Consider the following 18,743-nt stretch of genomic DNA (forward strand, 5'->3'; position numbering starts at 1 on the left):
AGTGTCCATGTGGCGGGTGTGAGCACATCGACCGGAGGTGGGTCCGATCGGGTACCTGCAGGTCGGATCGGTGCGCCGTGGCAAAATCAGGCCGTGACCGATCGCAGCCCGAGCTCCGGATCCGACGAGCCCCGACAGTCGACTCCGACGTCCTTCGAGAACACGATCGATCTCGAGAAGTACCAGCTGACCTCTGATGTGGACGACCTTCCGGACGACATCGACGAGCTGCGCCTCGAGATCGACCGGCTCGATGCCGTCATCCTCGGTGCGATCAAACGACGCTCGGCGGTCTCGAAGAAGATCGGCGCCGCGCGCATGGCGTCGGGCGGTCCGCGACTCGTGCACAGCCGCGAGGTCAAGGTCATCGACCGGTTCGCCGAACTCGGCAAGGAGGGTCACACCCTCGCGATGCTCCTCCTCCGACTCGGTCGCGGCCCCCTCGGTCGCTGACGCCACTGTGAGTTTGCGCCGGCGGGTGTGACGACCGTCGCGGAGGAGACGCCGACGACATAGGGTTGGGTGTCATGAGCACGCAGGCACCCGGCAGCGACTTCACCGGCACCGACCACGGCGACATCACCGCAACGCAGTCCTGGCAGGCTCTCGCCGCTCACCAGCCGCATGTGTACGCAATGCACCTGCGCGAGGTGTTCGCGATCGATCCCGAGCGCGGCCGCGAACTGACCGTCGACGTCGGCGATCTGCACATCGACTACTCCAAGCACCGGGTGACGCGGGAGACACTCGAACTGCTCATGAGTCTGGCGCGCGAGGTCGGCCTGGAGGAGAGCCGCGACGACATGTTCGCCGGGGCGCACATCAACACCTCCGAGGACCGCGCAGTCCTGCACACCGCTCTTCGTCTTCCCGCCGACGCGACACTCACCGTCGACGGGCAGGACGTGGTCGCCGACGTGCACGAGGTCCTCTCCCGGATGGGCGAGTTCACCGACCGTCTCCGCAGCGGAGAGTGGAAGGGTCACACCGGGAAACGCATCACCGACGTGGTGAACATCGGCATCGGCGGATCAGATCTGGGGCCGGTGATGGTGTACCAGGCCCTTCGCCACTACGTCGACGCCGGCATCCGCTGCCACTTCGTCTCGAACGTCGATCCGGCGGACATGGTCGGCACCCTCGACGGTCTCGACCCCGAGACCACCCTGTTCATCATCGCGTCGAAGACCTTCACCACGCTCGAGACGCTGACCAACGCGGCCGCCGCGCGGAGCTGGCTGCTCGAGGCCCTCGACGCCGGGACCGAGGCGGTGGCAAAGCATTTCGTCGCGGTGAGCACCAACGCCGACGAGGTGGCGAAGTTCGGCATCGACACCAACCACATGTTCGGTTTCTGGGACTGGGTCGGCGGCCGCTACTCGGTGGACTCGGCGATCGGTCTGTCGGTGATGGCCGCGATCGGCAAGGAGCGCTTCGCCGAATTCCTGGAGGGCTTTCATCTCGTCGACGAACATTTCCGCACCCAGCCGCTCGAGCAGAACGCGCCGGTAATCCTGGGCCTGATCGGGCTCTGGTACAACAACTTCTGGGACATCGGCACCCGTGCGGTCCTCCCCTACAGCAACGACATGGCGCGCTTCGCCGCCTACCTGCAACAGCTCACGATGGAGTCCAACGGCAAGTCGGTGACCGCGAGCGGACACCACGTCACCACCGACACCGGCGAGATCTTCTGGGGCGAACCGGGAACCAACGGACAGCACGCCTTCTACCAGCTCCTGCACCAGGGCACACGAATCGTGCCGGCCGACTTCATCGGTTTCGCCGAGCCCACCGACGACCTGCCCGCCGGGCCCGACGGGTCAGGGTCGATGCACGACCTGCTGATGAGCAACTACTTCGCGCAGACCAAGGTGCTCGCCTTCGGCAAGACCGCCGACGAGATCGCCGACGAGGGAGTGCCCGCACATGTGGTGGCGCACAAGGTGATGCCGGGCAACCGACCCAGCACCTCGATCCTCGCTCCCCGGCTCACGCCTTCGGTGATCGGACAGCTGGTGGCACTGTACGAACATCAGGTCTTCGTCGAGGGCACCATCTGGGGGATCAACCCGTTCGACCAGTGGGGCGTCGAACTCGGCAAGACCCAGGCGAAGGCGCTGCTGGGCACCATCACCCAGTCCGACGCGCCCGCCGCCGACGCCGACTCGTCGACCGACGAACTGGTCGCCTGGTACCGCAGGCACCGGGGTCGCGCGGTCTGATCTCGATACGGCTCGTCGCAGGCTCCTCGCCTACTCAACCAGCGAGAGGGGACGGGAGGAACTACTTCCAGTAGTCCTCGTCGAACACCTCGTCGGGGATCTCGTCGCCCGGTTCGACGCCGAGCTTCTCGAGTCGTCCCATGATGGCGGCGGCGGTGGCCACGAAAATCACGAGATCCTCCGACTCGACCGATCTTTCGGCCGGATCGCCGCCGAGGAACTCGTAGAGCGCCGGCGGTACGCAGGCGCCCATGTCGAGCGCGCGGGTTCCTGTGGCGGTGCGCCAGGCATCGAAACTGGCCACGTCGACGGCTTCGGCGACCTCGCCTGTCCGGACGGCTGCCAGGACGTCGTCGAGGGTTGCCAGCTCACCCGACGATCCGCTGGACGGGTCGAATCCGAGTACCGTTTCGGCGTCGATGGATTCGTCCTCGGCGAGGGTGAAGTAGACGACCCCACGCCAGTCGGAGGCCAGGGCCTCGATGTCGGTGCGGCCGAAGATGTCGCCCAGCAACTCGCTGACCTGCTCACGTCGGCGACTCCCGAACAGCTGGAATGCGCCCGACGCCACGATCTGTCCCTGCTTGTTCGCCACAGACCGTCACCTTACGCAGGTCAGTCGTCGATGCCGAGTACGACCACGCGGCCTGTCGGCGGCGACAGATACACCGTCGCCCGCCACTCGCCCGACGAGAACGCGTCATCGAGGTGCCGGCCGCCGAGGAGGCCACCTGCCGGGACGAGGTCGCGCAGTTCGGCGGCCACCGGGTCGGGCGCGGTCACCGGTTCCGCGTGGTACTCGTCGGCCCAGGCCGTCGCACGGCCGGGTCCGACGTCGACGACGGCATCGAACCAGTACGTCGTGGGGCCGGGCACTCGCTCGGAGGCGCCCGGTGCGGAATCGAGAGTTCCGGCGGCCCAGCCGTCGACGTTCCCGTCGGCCAGCAACGGGAAGCGACGCGCAACCGGGTCGATGTCCCGGCTGGGACCCGCGGTGACGACCTTCGCGACAGCGGACGCGGTTGTACTCGGCCTGCGGTCGACCGGCGCGTCGGACGAACAGCCGACCACCGTGAAAGTGCCCGCGGCGACGGCGATCACAGCCGCCGTGCGTCGGGCGAGACGCGAGGACATCCCGCCACGCTAACCCGCCGCACGGCCCCGGGTCTCAGATCATCCGTCGACTGATCGACCCCGGCAGGTACTTGAGCGCCGCGGCGATCGGCGTCCACGGCCAGGCGGGGACCGGCGCCCAGGTCTTCTCGGCCTCGATCGCGGCGACCATGGCGTCGACGCCCTTGTCGGTGTCGACCATCAGCGAGGTCTTCACGCCCCGATTGATGTCTGTCTCGATGTAACCGGGCGCCACGATCGACACCGAGATCGGCGAGTTCGCGAACTCGGCCTGCAACCCCTGCCCGAGCGCGGTGAGACCGGCCTTCGACGCCGAGTACGCCGCCTGGGCCTTGGGCATGCCGCGGACACCCGAAATGGAGCTGACCAACACGAGGTGGCCGGCGTTCTGCTCGCGGAAGATCTCGAGGGCGGCCTCGGCCTGCGCGAGCGCGCCGACGAGATTGGTCTGCACGGTCTCGATGTTGGCGGCCGCCTTGCCGGTGCCGATCGGTGCGCCCTTGCCGAGACCGGCGTTGACGATGACGCGGTCGAGGCCGCCGAGTTCGTCAGCGAGCGTACGGAAGGCGACGGGGACCGCGTCGAGGTCGGTCACGTCGAGCTGCGCGATCGCAACCTGTTTCGCCGACGGACGGAGTTCGGCGGCCAGGGCCTCGAGGTTGTCGCGGCGCCGGGCGGCGAGCGCCAGCGAACGTCCCTGGGCGGCGAATCGGCGGGCCATGCCCTCGCCGAGTCCCGAACTCGCACCGGTGATGAGGATCTTCTGCCGTGTCGTCGAGGTCATGGACCCGAACCTACCGGCATCGCCGCCGGCTGCGCGGACCGCGACGTCAGGCGTAGTGCGCGTCCTCCATCGCTCATTTCAGGAGCCGCGACATCCGGCGGTCGGCGAGGACCTTGCCACCGGTCTGGCAGGTCGGGCAGTACTGGAAGGACCGGTCGGCGAAGGACACCTCGCGGACGGTGTCGCCGCAGACCGGGCACGGCAGTCCGGTGCGTGCGTGCACGCGGAGTCCGGTGCGTTTCTCCGACTTCAGCCGGGCGACGGCCTGACCCTCGAGGCGGCTCGTGGCGTCGGTGAGCACGGCGCGCATCGCGTCGTACAGGGTGCTCACCTGACCGGGTTTGAGGGTCTTCGACGACGCGAACGGAGACAGCCGTGCGGTGTGGAGGATCTCGTCGGAGTAGGCGTTGCCGATCCCGGCGATGGTGTGCTGGTCGGTGAGCACGTTCTTCACGCGTCCGGTGGTGCCGGCGAGGATCTCGGCGAACTGTTCCTCGGTCAGTTCCAGGGCGTCGGGGCCGAGTCCGGCGACGCGGTCGATCTCGGCGAGGTCGCGGACGAGCCACACCGCCAGCCGCTTCTGGGTGCCGGCCTCGGTGACGTCGAATCCCTCGCCGGGCAGCCCGCAGTGCACCCGCAGCGCGATCGGCGACTTACCGCCCGGGCGTAGCGGCTTGGGCGAGAGGTCCTCGCTCCACCGCACCCAGCCGGCGCGCGACAGGTGGATGACCAGCGCCAGCGTCGGCTCGGACGCGGTTGCTTCCGAACCGGGGATGGTCCGGATGACCAGGTACTTGCCGACGCGACCGACCGATTCGACGATCCGGTCGGTGAGCGCGGTGTACGGCGGATCCGCCGTCTTGAGCACGGACAAGGACGCGACGTCGACTCGCCGGATCGGGAGTCCGGCCGCACGGCCGTCGACATAGTCGGCGATGGCGGCCACCTCAGGAAGCTCGGGCATGCCACCAGTGTGCTCTAGTAAAGGGATGACTTCCCGACTTTCCGACGCCGAGCTGGCCGCCCGGATCGCCCAGGGAGCCGGGGAGATCCTCCTCGGGATTCGTCATGGCGACCTGTTGGCCGGCAGCATGCTCGGCGATGTCGGCGATGCGCTCGCCCAGGCCTGGATCTCCACCGTCCTCCGCAAACACCGTCCGCGCGACGCCGTTCTGTCCGAAGAGGCGGCCGATGTCGGCGACCGTGCGACGGCCCAGCGCGTGTGGATCATCGATCCGCTCGACGGCACAAGGGAATTCGCTGCGGGCAGCGCGGACTGGGCTGTGCACGTGGCGTTGACGGAGAACGGGGTCGTCACCGAGGCCGCGGTGTCACTGCCCGCGACCGGTGAACTGTTCCGTGCCGACACCGTCGAGAAGCCCGGCGGGGAGCTGACCCGACGCATGGTGACCTCGCGGTGGGGCGGCTCGTACGAGACGAGCTATGTGTCCAACCGGCTCGGCCTGCAGATGGTTCCGGTCGGGTCGGCCGGCGCCAAGGCGATGGCCGTCGTCCGCGGCGACGCCGACGCCTACGTCCACGCCGGCGGCCAGTACGAGTGGGACAACGCCGCGCCGGTCGGCGTCGCCCTCGCGGCCGGCCTGCACTGTAGCCGTCTGGACGGTTCGGAGATCGTCTACAACAACCGCCACCCCTACATGCCCGATTTCGTGATCTGCCGCAGCGAGATCCGCGACGACATGCTCGCAGCCCTGCAGCAGATCTGGTGAACTTGCCGGTGTGAACGGAATCGGCGACGCCGTCGTCCGGATCGGCCCGGTCCTGGCGATCGCGATCGTCGTGCTCGCCGTCGTCGCGGTGCTGGTGAACGGTCGAAGCGGTTTGGCGACCGACACTTTGGTGGCGACCCTGCGCGCCGTCGTCCAGCTCGCCGCCCTCGCGGGCGTGCTGGCGGCGGTCGTTCCGTATCTGTGGGCGTCGGCCCTGTTCGTGGTGGTCATGGCGGTGGCGGCTGCGTGGACGTCGGCGCGGCGGGTGCGCCGCGAGAACGCCGGTCTCGTCGTCATCGCACGATGCCTGGTGCCCGTGGCGGCACCGACCATCGCGATAGTCATCGTCCTGGCCCTGGTGGGCGTCCTGCCTGCAAAAGGCATCGCGATCATCCCGACGGCCGGGATTCTGCTCGGCGGAGCCATGGTCACGACGTCACTCGCGGGTCGACGCGCAGTCGACGAACTGGCGACGCGTCACGGCGAGGTCGAGGCGGCGTTGTCGTTGGGCCTGCTCCCCCGCGATGCCCGCCTCGAGATCTGCGCCGCGGCGTCGGCGAGCGCCCTCATCCCGGGCCTCGATCAGACCCGGGCGGTCGGGCTGGTCACCATTCCCGGCGCTTTCGTGGGCATGGTCCTCGGTGGCGCGTCGGTGTGGGCGGCCGCGGCCATGCAGTTGTTCGTGCTCATCGCACTGCTCGCCGTCAGTTCGATCGCCATGCTCGTCACCGTGGAGTTGGTGGCGCGCGAGGATCTGTGATGCCGGTCAGAAGGGTGGCGGGTCGGCCTGGTCGGCGAGGCGCTGAGCCTTGTTGCGGGCACGTTCGGCCCGCCGGCGCGCGTGTTTCTGTGCGAGCCGGTTGGGTGTGGGCGGGGTGTCGTCGCCCGAGATCACCCGTGGAGTGGGTGGCGCCTGGGGTGGCTGTTCGTAGCGAATGCGCCGCAGGTTCGGGAATGAGTCTTCGAGGTTCTCGGCGTCCCCGGGATGATGAACCCTTCCGGGGTGCGGTATTCGGTGACCAGGTGGCCGTCGTCGTCGCGGTACTGGGTGTCGACCCAGTCACCGAAGGTCTTGTGCAGATGCCCGAACCGGCATTTCGCGTTGAGGTTCTCACTCGACGTCGACCCGCCCTGGAGAGGATCGGTGTGGTCGTACTCGGTGACGTGGTCGAGATCGGAGTCGAAAGCCGAACATCCGCAACCGGGTTCGGTGCAGTAACCGTCACGAACCCGCACGAAGTCCGCGCAGGCAGCGGTGGGTCGATACGGATCGGCCGATTGCGCACCGGGATAGACGATCACCATGTCTGCCGGCGGGGCATCGGCCGATCTCGGCTCGACGGGGCTATCCGGACCGTCGGGAGTCTTTGTCGTCGGCCGCTCTGCGACAACGCGCGTCGGTGCGGTGCGGACCGGGGTGACGGGTCTGACGGTTGCGTCGGGCCGCTCGGCGAGGTCCCGGACGTGCTCGTCGGAGACGACACCGTGACCGTCGACCCAACCGATCCCTGGTGCCCCGGCCAGAGTCGCGGCGTCGGTGACGACGTGGATGACAGCCTCGGTGCTCACCGACCGGACCACCTTCGCCGGGTCGGGAATCTCGGCGTCACACTCCTCACGCCCGCACTGGCAGTCGAAGACGGTGCCGGTCAACAGCGCGAACATGGCATCGGAGTTGCGCTGGTTACGGTTGCGGCCATCGTGGGCGCAGACGGTGTCGGCCAGGGCTTTCACCGCTTTCGCGGCGATACGAACATTCTCGGCGGCCATCGTGCCGGTGATCTCACCGGTGCCATCGGCGAAGTTCTCGATCCACATACCGCGCTTGTCCAACGCTTCGCGACGACGCTCCCGCACCACATCGGGGTCGTAACGAAAGACCAGCCGATCGACCATGTCGCGCAGCTTCGCTCGGGTCCAGGCACCCTTGCAGTGGCGCAGGATGGATTCGATCTCGGTGTCGAGCTCAGCGATGACCGCGGCGTCGGAGATCAGGTCGGTACGCGAGATGACGGTCTGGATCAGCTGCCGCGACAGGATGCCATCACGCAGGGTGGTCAGCACTTTCGGTAACCGGTCGCGCAGGGCGAGTGCTTCACCGACCCACTGATCGGCCTGATACCGGGTGATGGCGGCTTCGCGGCACACCCGGGTGACCATCTCGGTGTACCGGTCGATGAAGAACCCGCCACCGGTGTGGATGACGAGTTGGTCGTAGACGGTGACGATCGACTCATACCGGCACCACGCCAGATAGGATTCGCCGTGCCGGATCGCCCGCAACCGTTCCATATGGGTTGCGGTAGAGAATGATTCGGGGTGGGCAGGATCGACCCCGGCGAGAAACCCGCCCGGAAGATCGGTCCACATGCCCACGCTGCCCCCACAACGTCTACAGCCCAACCTGGATGGCCGGATCTGTACCCACCAATCTAGATCACCCCACCGACAAACACGGATCCCCATCCACAGGGCCTGGGAGGAACGCGTTGCGGGGCAGACAGTTTGGCCGGATCGAAGTCGCACGCGACTTCAGTTCAGCGGCTATGCCGTGCGGGAGGCCTTGCGCAGCAAGTAGATGTCCATGATCCACCCGATCCGTTCGCGGGCTTCGGCCCTGGCTTCGACGATCTGCTCCGTCACGTCGCCGACCCGGCCGCTGATGAGGATCTCGTCGTCGGTGCCGACGTAGGCGCCCCACCAGATGTGGTCGTCGGGGTGGGCGGTGTGGCGGAAGGCGAGATCGCCGTCGAGCATCACGATCTGGTTGGCGTCGGCACCGGCAGGGGTGTCGGCGAGGCGGCGACCGGTTGTGATGTGGATCGGTTCGCCGACGCGGTTGGCGACGATGCCGTGCGCGGCGGTGAGCGCACTGGCGCTGGTCACCCCGGGGATCACCTCGACCGTGAGCTCGAGGTCGTCGCGTGCGGCGAGGTCGTCGACGATGCGCAGCGTGCTGTCGTACAGGGCGGGATCACCCCAGACGAGGAAGGCCGCCACCCCGCCGTCGCCGACCTCGTCGCGCAGTGCGGCGGCGATCAGGTCCGCACGTGTGGCGTGCCAGCGCCGGACCTCGGCGTCGTAGTCGGCGGGCGCACGGTCGCGCGGCGGGTCGGGGATCTCGACGAGCGAATACCCTTCGCGGGCATGCGCGTCGAGGATCACTCGGCGGGCGTCGAGCAGTCCACTCTTCGCCGTTCCCTTCTCGAGCGCGAGGAAGGCGTCGACGTCGGCCATGGCGTCGATGGCCTGCAGGGTGACCTGGCGTGGACCGCCGGGCCCGATCCCGATGACCCGCAGCGCGATTCGCACAGTCAGATCTTCACCTTGGGCAGCCCGTGTTTGCGTGCGGTCATGTCCAGGATCAGCTGGCGGGGTGCGAGTCGGCGCAGGAAGAACACGATACTCGCCTGATTTCCTCTGGCGTAGAACGGTTTCGGGTGTTCGGCAAGCGCGGCGTCGACGATCTGGGTGGCCATGTCCTCCGCGCTGATCCCGGCGTCCTCGTTGCGGCGGGTGGCCGCGGCGAGGGTCTCGTACTCGGCGCGGTACGGCGAGTTCTCGCCGATCTGGATGGACCGGCGGTCACCGATGCCGGTCGCGATGGTGCCCGGTTCAACCGAGATCATGCGAATCCCGTACGGCGCCACCTCACGACGCGTCGCCAGCGCGAAGGCCTTCAGCGCGGATTTCGTCGCCGCGTAGTTGGACCGGAACGCGACCGGGAAGCTCGACAGCATCGAGCCGACCATGACGACCGCTCCCCGACGCCGCTCACGCATTCCCGGGAGGACCGCCTTCGTGAGGGCGACCGGCCCGAACACGTTGACGCGGAACAGATCCTCGATGGCCTGCATCGACGTGTCCTCGAGGGCGCCGGCCTGGGATTCGCCGGCGTTGTTGACCAGGATGTCGACCGGACCGACGAGGTCGGCGCAGGCGGTGGCGGAGTCGTAGTCGGCATTGTCGAGGCGGACATAGGTGACACCGGGGAGGGGCCTGCGCACGGCATCCGGGTTCCGGGTGGTGCCGTAGACCCGATGGCCGCGCGCCACGAACTGTCGGGCGACTTCGGCGCCGATGCCGCTGGTCGCGCCGGTGACGAGAACGGTCTGGGAGCTCACGCCCGCTACGGTATCGCAGCCCCTCTCTACACGAGTCTGTCGTAGCGGCGCGTGAGGATGCTCAGCTCGACCGCGACCCGGTCGGTGTCGGGCCCATACGGGCGTCTCGGATCGCGGGTCAACCAGTCGACGAAACGCTGGAGCGGAGTACGAGCGCCGGCAGGCGTGCGGCGGGTGAAGTAGACGAGCGCGGCGACGGCCAGAACGGCCACGACGGCGAGAACGATGAGCGCGATGATCATGGCAGTAATTTTCCGTCCGACCGATTACCGCCAACAGTGGCACGAAAGTCAATGTCCGCAAATCTTCTGCCATACTGGCGTCATGCTGAAAACGGTCGGGGTTCTGCTCCACGGCAACGTCGCGATGTTCGAGTTCGGCGTGGTCCACGAAGTGTTCGGCCTCGACCGGACCGACGACGGCGTCCCCGGTTTCGACTTCCGCGTTGCCTCCCCCGACCCGTCCGTGCCGCTACCGGTCGGCAACGGCGTGTCGATCCAGGTGTCGCATTCCCTCGACGAGTGCCGCGACGTCGACCTCGTCGCCATCCCCGGCGGAAAGGTCGACGGCGACTATCCCGAGGAGATCCTCGACACCGTGCGCGCGGTGGTCGACAACGGCGGCCGCGTCCTCACGGTGTGTTCGGGCGCCTTCGTCGCCGGCGCGGCAGGCCTGCTCGACGGCCGACGCTGCACCACACACTGGCGCTTCGGCGAGGAGCTGGCACGACAGTTCCCGAAGGCCAAGGTCGACACCGACGTCCTCTTCGTCGACGACGGCCCCATCACCACCAGCGCCGGTACGGCAGCCGGGATCGACGCGTCACTGCATCTCGTCCGCGAGGCGTGGGGCCCGGGGGTCGCGAACCGAATCGCCCGTCGCATGGTCGTCTCACCCCACCGCGACGGCGGTCAGCGACAGTTCGTCGACGCCCCGATGCCCGCGTGTTCCGACGAGGGATTCGGTGCGCTGCTCAGCCGGCTGCTCGAACACCTCGACCGCGACATCAGCGTCGATGACATGGCGGAACGGATGCACATGTCCGGCCGGACGTTCGCGCGGCGGTTCGTCGACGAGGTCGGGGTGTCACCACGGAGATGGCTCACCGAACAGCGCGTACTGGCCGCCAAGAACCTGCTGGAATCGACGGATGCGCCGGTCGAGGAGGTCGCGCGACTGGTCGGATTCACCTCGGCGACGCTGCTCCGGCACCACTTCGCGGCATCCGTCGGGGTATCGCCCCTCGTGTACCGACGGCGGTTCGCGAAGTCCGCTGCGGTGTGAGAACGGCTGTTTGGTGCCCCGCTGTGTCTGGTGCCCTCGGTAGGATTCGAACCTACGACCTACCCTTTAGGAGAGGGTTGCTCTATCCCCTGAGCTACGAAGGCGGGCGCCCGTACGGGCGACGCGGCAAGTCTACGGCAGCAACCCCAGCGTTCTGAGCCCCCTCCTCAGATCTTGAGGATGGAGAACTTCCTCCGCCGACGCCGGCCCTGCGCACCCTCAAACTCCGCCGATCTGCCGCACGCTCTGCCGTCCGGTAGCCTCGCCGATGACGGTGAACCGGGCAATTCCGGCTGTGATTGTCGTCACTGAGGACACCCCGGCGTTGAGGTTCCTGCCAGATTCGGCCCGTACACTTCGTTCAGGTAACAGTTTGGTCAACCGGGGGAGGTCTTTGCGTTGGTGCACGCAGCGAGCTCGGCGCGCACCGCCGACACCGAGACCAGCACGTCTGCGGACTCGGACCTGTCGACCGGCGTGAAGCCGGCGACACCGTCCACGACGACCCCGGCCGTCACCCCGGTCGAGAAAGCGCGCTCTCGCGCCCACACCGCAGACTTCGTGCGCGTGTTCTTGTTCACCTTCGTGGTGGTCGCGCACAGCGTGAACGCGATCAACGGCGGGCCCGACGAGGTCCGCGGCGCCAACCTGGTCGGCACCCTGTGCCACCTCACCCGCTACGGATTCGTCGCGGTGACGCTCTACGTCCTCGTGCTGAGCATGCAGGGCCGCGAGATGTCCCCGGTGCAGTTCTGGCGCCGCCGCTTCGGTTTGGTGATCGGGCCGTACCTGGCCTGGACCGTCATCTACGCGATCACCGATCACATCGTCATCCGGGACAACCCGTTCCCGCCGGTCGGCGAGTGGTTCTCCGGGCTCGCACACGACCTGCTCGTCGGTGAGGGCAAGTACCAGCTGTACTTCCTGCTGATCTCGATGCAGATCTACCTGTTCTTCCCGCTCATCTCGTGGATCTTCGAACGCGGACGCAACCGACCGTGGCTCCTGTTGTCCGGTGGCGCGCTCATCCAGATCACGATGTTTGTCGTCTACCAGTACCTGCCGCGACCCTCGGGTGCCGCCTGGGACGTCACCTACCACCATCTGTGGAAGACGCTGCCGATGTACGCGCTGTTCGTCGCCATGGGTGTGGTCGCGGCGCAGCACCAGCAGGCCGTGGACAAGTGGCTGCGCGAACACATGGCGACCGTGGTCCTGGTCGCCGCCGGATGCGCGGCGTTCACCGTCGCCGGTTACCTGCTGGCGACCTCGCCGGGCAACGTGCCGTGGAAGGCGAACACCGCCTGGAACCCGGTGTCGCTGCCGTGGCTCGTGGGTGGGTTCGTGTTGCTGTGGCTCATCGGTCTCGTCTGGGACGACCGCCGCGCGGCGGGCCGGCCGGCCGCAGCCAAATTCGTCTCGCAGGCGACACTGCGTGCGTTCGGCGTCTTCGCCGTGCACCCGCTCATCCTCGACGTCCTCGGACGCGTCGGCTTCCTCAGCGGACTGTTCGAGTGGTTCCCCCACTCGGCAATCCTGCGGTCGCTGATCCTCATCGCGGTCGTTCTCACCAGCTCGCTGATCGTCGTCGACCTCCTGCTCCGCCTGCCGTTCAGCAAATGGCTGACCGCCCGGCCCCGCATCCCACTGCTGCCGAAGCGCGAGAAGAAGCAGGACCGACCGGTCGGAGCCGAAACCTCATAGCCTCGTCGGCGGTCGAGGAGGATCGACGGCCGGTCACCGGTACTTGGGGTTGTTGAACACCGGGATCTCGATGTTGATCGGCATCCGCAGTTCCGACATGTAGAAAAGGACGAACTGGCGGAGGAATTCGTCGATCATCCAGTACGCCTCGCGCGGCATTCCGACGTTCAGCAGGCCTTCACGGACCAGTACGTAGGGCGTCCAGGCGGTCTCCAGCAGGGGCGTCCACACGGGTTCACGTGGGATGTTCAGCCCATCGGCAGCCTTGTCGCCGAGCATGAATCGGGTCAAGGCCCCGAGCACTCCGCGCGAGAGCAGGGTCAGGTCCAGGTTCATGCCGAGGTCGAGCAGCATGTCCGCGAGCTTGCGACCCTCCGGTGTCGGATGCTGGATCGGGTCGAGCACCTGCGTGGCCTGGGATTCGGCAGCATTCCACGACGCCGGGATGTACTCGTCCTTGACGCCCAACATGTGAGCGGTGATCTGCCACGAATGCAGGAATCCCGCCGACTCGTCGGCGGCGATCGGCACCTGCCATTTCTCGAAGTTGCGCATCACGGTGGTCGGCAGGCTGTGCCAGGTCACCATGATGTCGGCCTGACTGATCGGCACGTCCTCCGACGCGGAGTGCACCCAGTGCGGCGACTGCGGAAGGAGGTGCCGGACGCCGGCATGTGCCATCCGGGTCTTCAGGCAGGTCACGACCATCTCGCCGCCGGGTTGATAGGCGTTGAGCGAGCCGATGTCGTAGCCGAGTTTGGCGGTCTTGGAGATGCGGTCCTTGAGGTCCCAACCACCCTTGGAGTAGTAGACCGCCCGCGCCTCCTTGGGGATGAGGGTGCTCATCATTCCGCTCGCGAAGCCGTAGATGATGCCGAGGTACGTGCCGCGCTTCTGGTTGAACCTCACCGCGGCGGCAAGCTTGGACTGGTCGGTCCACGACGGCAGCTGCCGTGCGTGCTCCATGAAGTCGCGCAGCTCCGACGGCAGCCCGGCCGGCAGCGGCTGCGAGTTCTTGTGCCAGGTCCGCAGCAGTTTGTTGACCTTCGGCGCCTGACCGCTGTCGATGACCTTCGCGATCACCGGGTCGGCCTCGTCGTCCCAGAGGGTGCGCGGGTCGGCGCCCGCACCGCGGCCCGGTAGCGAGTTCGCCGGCGACCACGTCCACGGGGTCGCCGGGGCCACCGCGGCCACCGCCCCGGCCGCTCCGACCACCCCTCCTGCCTTGAGTAGCTTGCGCCTGTTCAGATCCTGCATGGCCCCGTCCCGTCCAGTCCGATGTATCAATGTGACAATCTTCGTAACCTTGTATCCTTGATAACATCGAGTGACTCAGGACACACCGACATTCTCGGATTTGCGATCATTCATCCGGGCAGATCGATCGCCACACCGAAGGGAATCGCCGATGCCGTCGTCCGCTGCGGACATCCAGGATCCGGGCATGATGCCGGTCGGTTCGTCGTCGAGTTCGGTGATCCACCGCGCGTTCCTCGGGTCTGTGAACCCCACCGACACCGAGTCCGATCCGACGGCCGAACGCCTTCTCGACGCCGCGTTCGACCTCTTCTGCCGCCTCGGCATCCAGCGGACCCCGATGGAGAAGGTCGCGAAGAACGCGGGCGTCACGCGAGTGACCCTCTACCGGAAGTTCGCGACCAAGGACGCCCTGGTCGACGAGGTGGTGCTGCGCGAGTTCCGGCGGTACTTCGACCAGTTCCGCGCCGACATCCCCGCCGCGCAGACGGTCGCCGAGCGCGTGGTCGTCGGTTTCGTCGGATCGCTACGGGCTGTCGCGAGCAATCCCCTGATCAGCGGGATGGCCGACTCCGAGTCCAGCATGCTCATCGAATCGATGATCGGCGACGACGGCCTCCTGCTGTCCGTCGTGCAGCAGTTCGTGGCCGCTCAATTACGACGAGAACAGTTGGCGGGCAACATCTCCGAGGACCTCGACGTCGAGATCGTGGCCGAGATGATGGTGCGCATCTCGGCGTCGTTCCTCACCGTGCCGAGTCGCGTCGTCGACATCACCGACGACGCCCAGCTGGCCGACATCGCGAGACGGTTCCTCGTCCCGATGCTCGATCCGCCACGCTGACGCCTCCCCGGCTGGGACAATCGTCGGATCACTCCGGCTGAGGGGAGTCCCGCGATGCGTTCGTGGTCGGTCATCATCATCCTCGCGGTCTCCCAGTTCGTGATGGTGCTCGACAGCACCGTCATGAACGTGTCGATCTCGGTCGTGGCAGCCGATCTCGACACCTCGATCACCGGCATGCAGGCCGCGATCACGTTCTACGCCCTGACGATGGCGGCGTTCATGTTGACCGGTGGCAAACTCGGCGACCTCATGGGCCGCGCGAGGGCCTTCAAGATCGGTGCCGTCATCTACGGGATCGGTTCTCTCACGACGGCTTTGAGCCCCAACCTGACCGTCCTCTTGCTGGGCTGGTCCCTCGTCGAGGGGCTCGGCGCGGTACTCGTGATCCCGGCGATCGCGTCCTTGGCCGCCATCAATTACACGGGAAAGGCCCGGGTCACCGCCTTCTCGGTCCTCGGTGCGGTGACCGGACTCGCCGCCGCCGTCGGCCCGTTGCTCGGCGGTCTGATGACCACGTACGCCTCGTGGCGTTACGTCTTCGTCGCCGAGACGGTGGTGATGGTCGTCGTCCTGTTCGCGGCGGGCCTCATCCACGACGTCGAGCGCGACCGCGACGTAAGAATCGACCCGCTCAGCGTCCTCGCTTCCGCCGGCGGCCTGGCCCTCATCGTCTACGGAGTGTTGCAGTCGAAGACCTGGGGATGGTTGAAGCCGCAGCACCCGCCGGAGATCGGCGGAACCGAGATCGCCCCGCTCGGCGTCTCCCCGGTTGCCTATCTGCTGCTGATCGGCGTGGTCGTGCTGTGGCTGTTCGTCGACCGTCAACGCACGCTCGCCCGCACCAGCCGGCAACCACTGCTCCGCGTCGAATTGCTGCGGATCCCCGCGCTGCGCAGCGGCCTCGGCGGATTCCTCGCCCAGTACTTCGCGATCGCCGCGCTGTTCTTCGTGGTGCCGGTCTACCTGCAGACGATGCAGGGGCGTGACGCACTGCAGACCGGGGTCAAGATATTGCCGCTATCGGTGGGGCTCGTGCTGTTCTCGGTCCTCGGATCCTGGCTCACCGCACGACGCTCCGCCCGCTTCATCGCCCGCGGCGGGCAGATCATCATGGCCCTCGGCGTCCTCTTCGTGATCGCCGCGGTCGGGGTCGACCTGCGAAGTGTTGCCTTCGCCATTGGGATGTTCGTCGTCGGAGCGGGTTTCGGCCTCCTCGCCTCCCAGCTCGGCAACGTCAACATGTCCGCAGTCGAGGAGAAGGACACCTCCGAGGTCGGCGGACTGCAGGGCACCTTCCAGAACCTCGGCTCGTCGTTCGGTACGGCGGTCGCCGGTTCGGTGTTCATCCTCCTGCTGTCGTCGGGTTTCCTCGCCACCGTCGGCGACACCGAATCGCTGTCCGCCACAGAGCAACAGCAGATCGTGTCCACCGTGGACGACGCCGGGGTGCCCATCATCTCGGCGGATCAGGCACGCACCCTGGTCCTGGACTCCGGCGGCTCGGAGTCCGCCGCGCAGGCCGTGTCCGAGGCCTACGCCGACGCACAGGTCGCCGCGATCCAGCAGGCCCTGTTCATCGTGTTCGTTCTGCTCGTACTGGCACTCCTCTTCTCGAGGAACCTGCCGAACCGGGTCGTCTACCACGACGACGACAAGCCCGACAGGCTCACCGGTACGTGAGACGTGCTCAGCCCCGGGAGGCCACGTTCTTCGCGATGGTGGCCTCCGTGTGCTTGATGGCCTGGGCGGCGAACGGCCCGACGATGCCACCGAGCACTCGACCCGCGATACCGCCGGGCAGCGTGTAGCTGAACTCCACCTGCAGTTCGGTGCCCTTGTTCGTGTCGAGGAACCGCCAGGTGGTGTCGGCCTGGAAACCCTCGATCGCCTTGAGTTCGATCAGTTCGTCGACGACGTACTGGGTGCATTCCACGACCGACTTGAGCTTCTTCGGCCCGACATCGATCGTCAGCTCGAAGACGGAGCCCAGGCCCTGGGTCTGCTCGGTCCTCGGCTCGAAGCGGGTCACCCCCATCAGGTACTCGGGGACGTTCTGGTACCCGTCGACGTACTGGAAGACCTTGTCCCGAGGTGCATCGACCACGGCCTGATGACGTACCACTCCCACGCTCTACCCCGTTCTCGCGTGCCCGGCCCGGTGTGGCCGTGCTGTTCCCGATCGACACTATGCGGTCGGTACCCCTTCCGGGTGCGGGACACGGCGCACCGATTTGACCCCCGCCTCCGGGTCGGATATTCCTTCAGACGGTGTCGACGTCAACGGGCGGATGGTCCGAACTCCTCGCCCGTGAACACCGCGCCGCGGTGTCGGTCTTCGCCGGCGGCATCCTCGTCTTCGCCATCAACACCTTCCTCACCTCGGCCTCGCTGCCCAGCACCATCGCCGACATCGGCGGCGAACAGTTCTACGCCTGGGTCGTCACGGTCTTCCTGATCGCCTCCGTCGTGGCGTCGATGTTGGTGACGCGCGCGCTGGCCCAGTTCGGCGCACGGGGCGCCTATCTGATCGGGTTCTCCGCGTTCGCCGCGGGTTCGCTGGTCTGCGCGCTCACCCCGACCATGCCGATCCTGTTGGCCGGCAGGCTGATCCAGGGACTCGGCGGCGGGTTGCTCACCGGTCTGGCGTTCGCGGTCGTGCAGATCGCCCTGCCGCAGCGCATCTGGGGCCGGGCCGTGGCGATGATCTCGGCGATGTGGGGTGTCGGGAACATCGTGGGTCCGGCGATCGGCGGCATGTTCGCCGAGGTCGGACTGTGGCGGGGTTCCTTCTGGTTCCTGACCGTCGTCACCCTGGCCATCGCCGCGGTGGCCGCGCGGGTGCTGCCGCGAGGTCGCGGCTCGGGCGAACGGCACCCGTTGCCATGGGCGTCGCTGGCGGCGGTGACCGTCGCGGCCGGGGCGGTGTCGGTGGCCGCGATCTCCGGTTCGACGACGGCGGTCGCCGTTCTCGGCGGCGTCGCTCTGCTCGCCCTGGTCGGGTTCGTGGCCGTCGATCGACGCGGCGACACCGGCCTGCTCCCCCGTCTCACCTATTCGGTGGGCAATCCCCTCAAGTGGATCTACCTCTCGATCGCGGTGTTGGCGGCCGGGTCGACCGCCGAGGCCTTCCTCCCGTTGTTCGGCCAGCAGGTCGGCGGGCTGTCACCTTTCACCGCGGGTCTTCTGCCGGCCGCGTTGTCGACCGGGTGGACGGTCGCGCAGATAGCCAGCAGCACGTGGGCCCACGGCCGCTCGGCATCGGCCGCCCGCGTCGCGGGGCCGGCATTCCTCGCCGCGGGCCTGGCCGGTTACGGCGTCCTCCAGTCCTCGACCGCGTCGATTGCGATCGCCGGTTGGTATGCCTGTCTCGTCGTCGCCGGCATGGGCATCGGTATGGCCTTCCCGCACATCACGACCGCCGCCATGGGCATCACCACCGATCAGGCCGAGGCCGCGCGCGCATCGGCGGGCATCAACTCCGTGCAGATGGTCGCGAACACCGTCGGGTCGGCCGCCGCCGGTCTGCTCGTCAGCTTCGGCTCCGACGCGGTCGGATCGGCTCGACTCCTGACGTTCGGTTTCGCCTGTCTCGCGGTGATCGGGGTGGGCATCGCCGTTCGGTCGGTCCGGCCTGCGCGGTGACCGTACGCTGAG

At 67.4% G+C, this 18,743-nt stretch carries 18 protein-coding genes, 1 tRNA gene and 1 pseudogene; 9 read left to right on the forward strand and 11 right to left on the reverse strand.

What is annotated here, in order from left to right; genetic code table 11:
• The first annotated feature begins 93 nt into the window (after window positions 1–93).
• Window positions 94–453, forward strand: a complete 360-nt coding sequence (locus LQD00_RS14870; protein ID WP_005201134.1) for a chorismate mutase — start codon at window positions 94–96, stop codon at window positions 451–453.
• A 74-nt stretch (window positions 454–527) separates the two neighbouring features.
• Window positions 528–2,225, forward strand: a complete 1,698-nt coding sequence (pgi, locus tag LQD00_RS14875) for a glucose-6-phosphate isomerase (protein WP_232717955.1) — start codon at window positions 528–530, stop codon at window positions 2,223–2,225.
• A gap of 61 nt (window positions 2,226–2,286) precedes the next feature.
• Here the strand turns inward: pgi and LQD00_RS14880 are convergent, their stop codons facing one another.
• From LQD00_RS14880 to LQD00_RS14895, 4 genes are all read right to left on the reverse strand, one after another.
• Complete coding sequence (locus tag LQD00_RS14880; RefSeq protein WP_232717956.1) at window positions 2,287–2,820, reverse strand: hypothetical protein; 534 nt, start codon at window positions 2,818–2,820, stop codon at window positions 2,287–2,289.
• Window positions 2,821–2,840: 20 nt separating this feature from the next.
• Window positions 2,841–3,359, reverse strand: coding sequence for a hypothetical protein (locus LQD00_RS14885; RefSeq protein ID WP_232717957.1), 519 nt, complete (start codon window positions 3,357–3,359; stop codon window positions 2,841–2,843).
• A 34-nt stretch (window positions 3,360–3,393) separates the two neighbouring features.
• Entirely contained in the window at window positions 3,394–4,143 is a 750-nt protein-coding gene (locus LQD00_RS14890) for an SDR family oxidoreductase (protein WP_232717958.1), read from the reverse strand.
• 73 nt (window positions 4,144–4,216) lie between these two features.
• On the reverse strand, window positions 4,217–5,107 hold the full coding sequence (locus LQD00_RS14895) for a DNA-formamidopyrimidine glycosylase family protein (RefSeq protein WP_232717959.1): 891 nt from the start codon (window positions 5,105–5,107) through the stop codon (window positions 4,217–4,219).
• Window positions 5,108–5,132: 25 nt separating this feature from the next.
• Between LQD00_RS14895 and LQD00_RS14900 the strand changes: the two genes are divergently transcribed.
• Both LQD00_RS14900 and LQD00_RS14905 read left to right on the forward strand, forming a co-directional pair.
• Window positions 5,133–5,873 (forward strand): 3'(2'),5'-bisphosphate nucleotidase CysQ, encoded by a 741-nt coding sequence (locus LQD00_RS14900; RefSeq protein ID WP_232717960.1) that lies wholly within the window; start codon window positions 5,133–5,135, stop codon window positions 5,871–5,873.
• A 10-nt stretch (window positions 5,874–5,883) separates the two neighbouring features.
• On the forward strand, window positions 5,884–6,633 hold the full coding sequence (locus LQD00_RS14905; protein ID WP_232717961.1) for an ABC transporter permease: 750 nt from the start codon (window positions 5,884–5,886) through the stop codon (window positions 6,631–6,633).
• 6 nt (window positions 6,634–6,639) lie between these two features.
• Here LQD00_RS14905 and LQD00_RS14910 read toward each other — a convergent pair.
• The 4 genes and pseudogenes from LQD00_RS14910 to LQD00_RS14925 form a co-directional block, all read right to left on the reverse strand.
• Window positions 6,640–8,243: pseudogene (locus LQD00_RS14910) on the reverse strand (DUF222 domain-containing protein).
• Between the two features lie 174 nt (window positions 8,244–8,417).
• Window positions 8,418–9,185 carry a precorrin-6A synthase (deacetylating) gene (cobF, locus tag LQD00_RS14915; RefSeq protein ID WP_232717962.1) on the reverse strand — a complete coding sequence of 256 codons (768 nt, stop codon included), beginning with the start codon at window positions 9,183–9,185 and terminating at the stop codon, window positions 8,418–8,420.
• 2 nt (window positions 9,186–9,187) lie between these two features.
• On the reverse strand, window positions 9,188–9,997 hold the full coding sequence (locus LQD00_RS14920; protein ID WP_232717963.1) for an SDR family oxidoreductase: 810 nt from the start codon (window positions 9,995–9,997) through the stop codon (window positions 9,188–9,190).
• A gap of 26 nt (window positions 9,998–10,023) precedes the next feature.
• Complete coding sequence (locus tag LQD00_RS14925; RefSeq protein WP_232717964.1) at window positions 10,024–10,239, reverse strand: hypothetical protein; 216 nt, start codon at window positions 10,237–10,239, stop codon at window positions 10,024–10,026.
• Between the two features lie 82 nt (window positions 10,240–10,321).
• On the opposite strand from LQD00_RS14925, the gene LQD00_RS14930 reads away from it, so the two are divergent.
• Entirely contained in the window at window positions 10,322–11,281 is a 960-nt protein-coding gene (locus LQD00_RS14930; RefSeq protein WP_232717965.1) for a GlxA family transcriptional regulator, read from the forward strand.
• Window positions 11,282–11,309: 28 nt separating this feature from the next.
• On the opposite strand, the gene LQD00_RS14935 is transcribed toward LQD00_RS14930, so the two are convergent.
• Window positions 11,310–11,385, reverse strand: a tRNA-Arg gene (locus LQD00_RS14935).
• Between the two features lie 298 nt (window positions 11,386–11,683).
• Here LQD00_RS14935 and LQD00_RS14940 point away from each other — a divergent pair.
• Window positions 11,684–12,985: an acyltransferase gene (locus tag LQD00_RS14940; protein WP_232717966.1), complete on the forward strand. Its 1,302-nt coding sequence runs from the start codon at window positions 11,684–11,686 to the stop codon at window positions 12,983–12,985.
• 33 nt (window positions 12,986–13,018) lie between these two features.
• On the opposite strand, the gene LQD00_RS14945 is transcribed toward LQD00_RS14940, so the two are convergent.
• Window positions 13,019–14,242, reverse strand: a complete 1,224-nt coding sequence (locus LQD00_RS14945; RefSeq protein WP_232717967.1) for an oxygenase MpaB family protein — start codon at window positions 14,240–14,242, stop codon at window positions 13,019–13,021.
• A gap of 151 nt (window positions 14,243–14,393) precedes the next feature.
• Between LQD00_RS14945 and LQD00_RS14950 the strand changes: the two genes are divergently transcribed.
• Window positions 14,394–15,086, forward strand: a complete 693-nt coding sequence (locus LQD00_RS14950; RefSeq protein WP_232717968.1) for a TetR/AcrR family transcriptional regulator — start codon at window positions 14,394–14,396, stop codon at window positions 15,084–15,086.
• A 54-nt stretch (window positions 15,087–15,140) separates the two neighbouring features.
• Window positions 15,141–16,769, forward strand: a complete 1,629-nt coding sequence (locus tag LQD00_RS14955) for an MFS transporter (RefSeq protein ID WP_232717969.1) — start codon at window positions 15,141–15,143, stop codon at window positions 16,767–16,769.
• Window positions 16,770–16,776: 7 nt separating this feature from the next.
• On the opposite strand, the gene LQD00_RS14960 is transcribed toward LQD00_RS14955, so the two are convergent.
• On the reverse strand, window positions 16,777–17,217 hold the full coding sequence (locus tag LQD00_RS14960) for an SRPBCC family protein (RefSeq protein WP_232717970.1): 441 nt from the start codon (window positions 17,215–17,217) through the stop codon (window positions 16,777–16,779).
• Between the two features lie 140 nt (window positions 17,218–17,357).
• On the opposite strand from LQD00_RS14960, the gene LQD00_RS14965 reads away from it, so the two are divergent.
• Window positions 17,358–18,731, forward strand: a complete 1,374-nt coding sequence (locus LQD00_RS14965) for an MFS transporter (protein WP_232717971.1) — start codon at window positions 17,358–17,360, stop codon at window positions 18,729–18,731.
• Window positions 18,732–18,743 lie beyond the last annotated feature (12 nt).

The sequence above is a fragment of the Gordonia metallireducens genome (assembly GCF_021245825.1).
GTDB classification, from domain to species: domain Bacteria; phylum Actinomycetota; class Actinomycetes; order Mycobacteriales; family Mycobacteriaceae; genus Gordonia; species Gordonia namibiensis.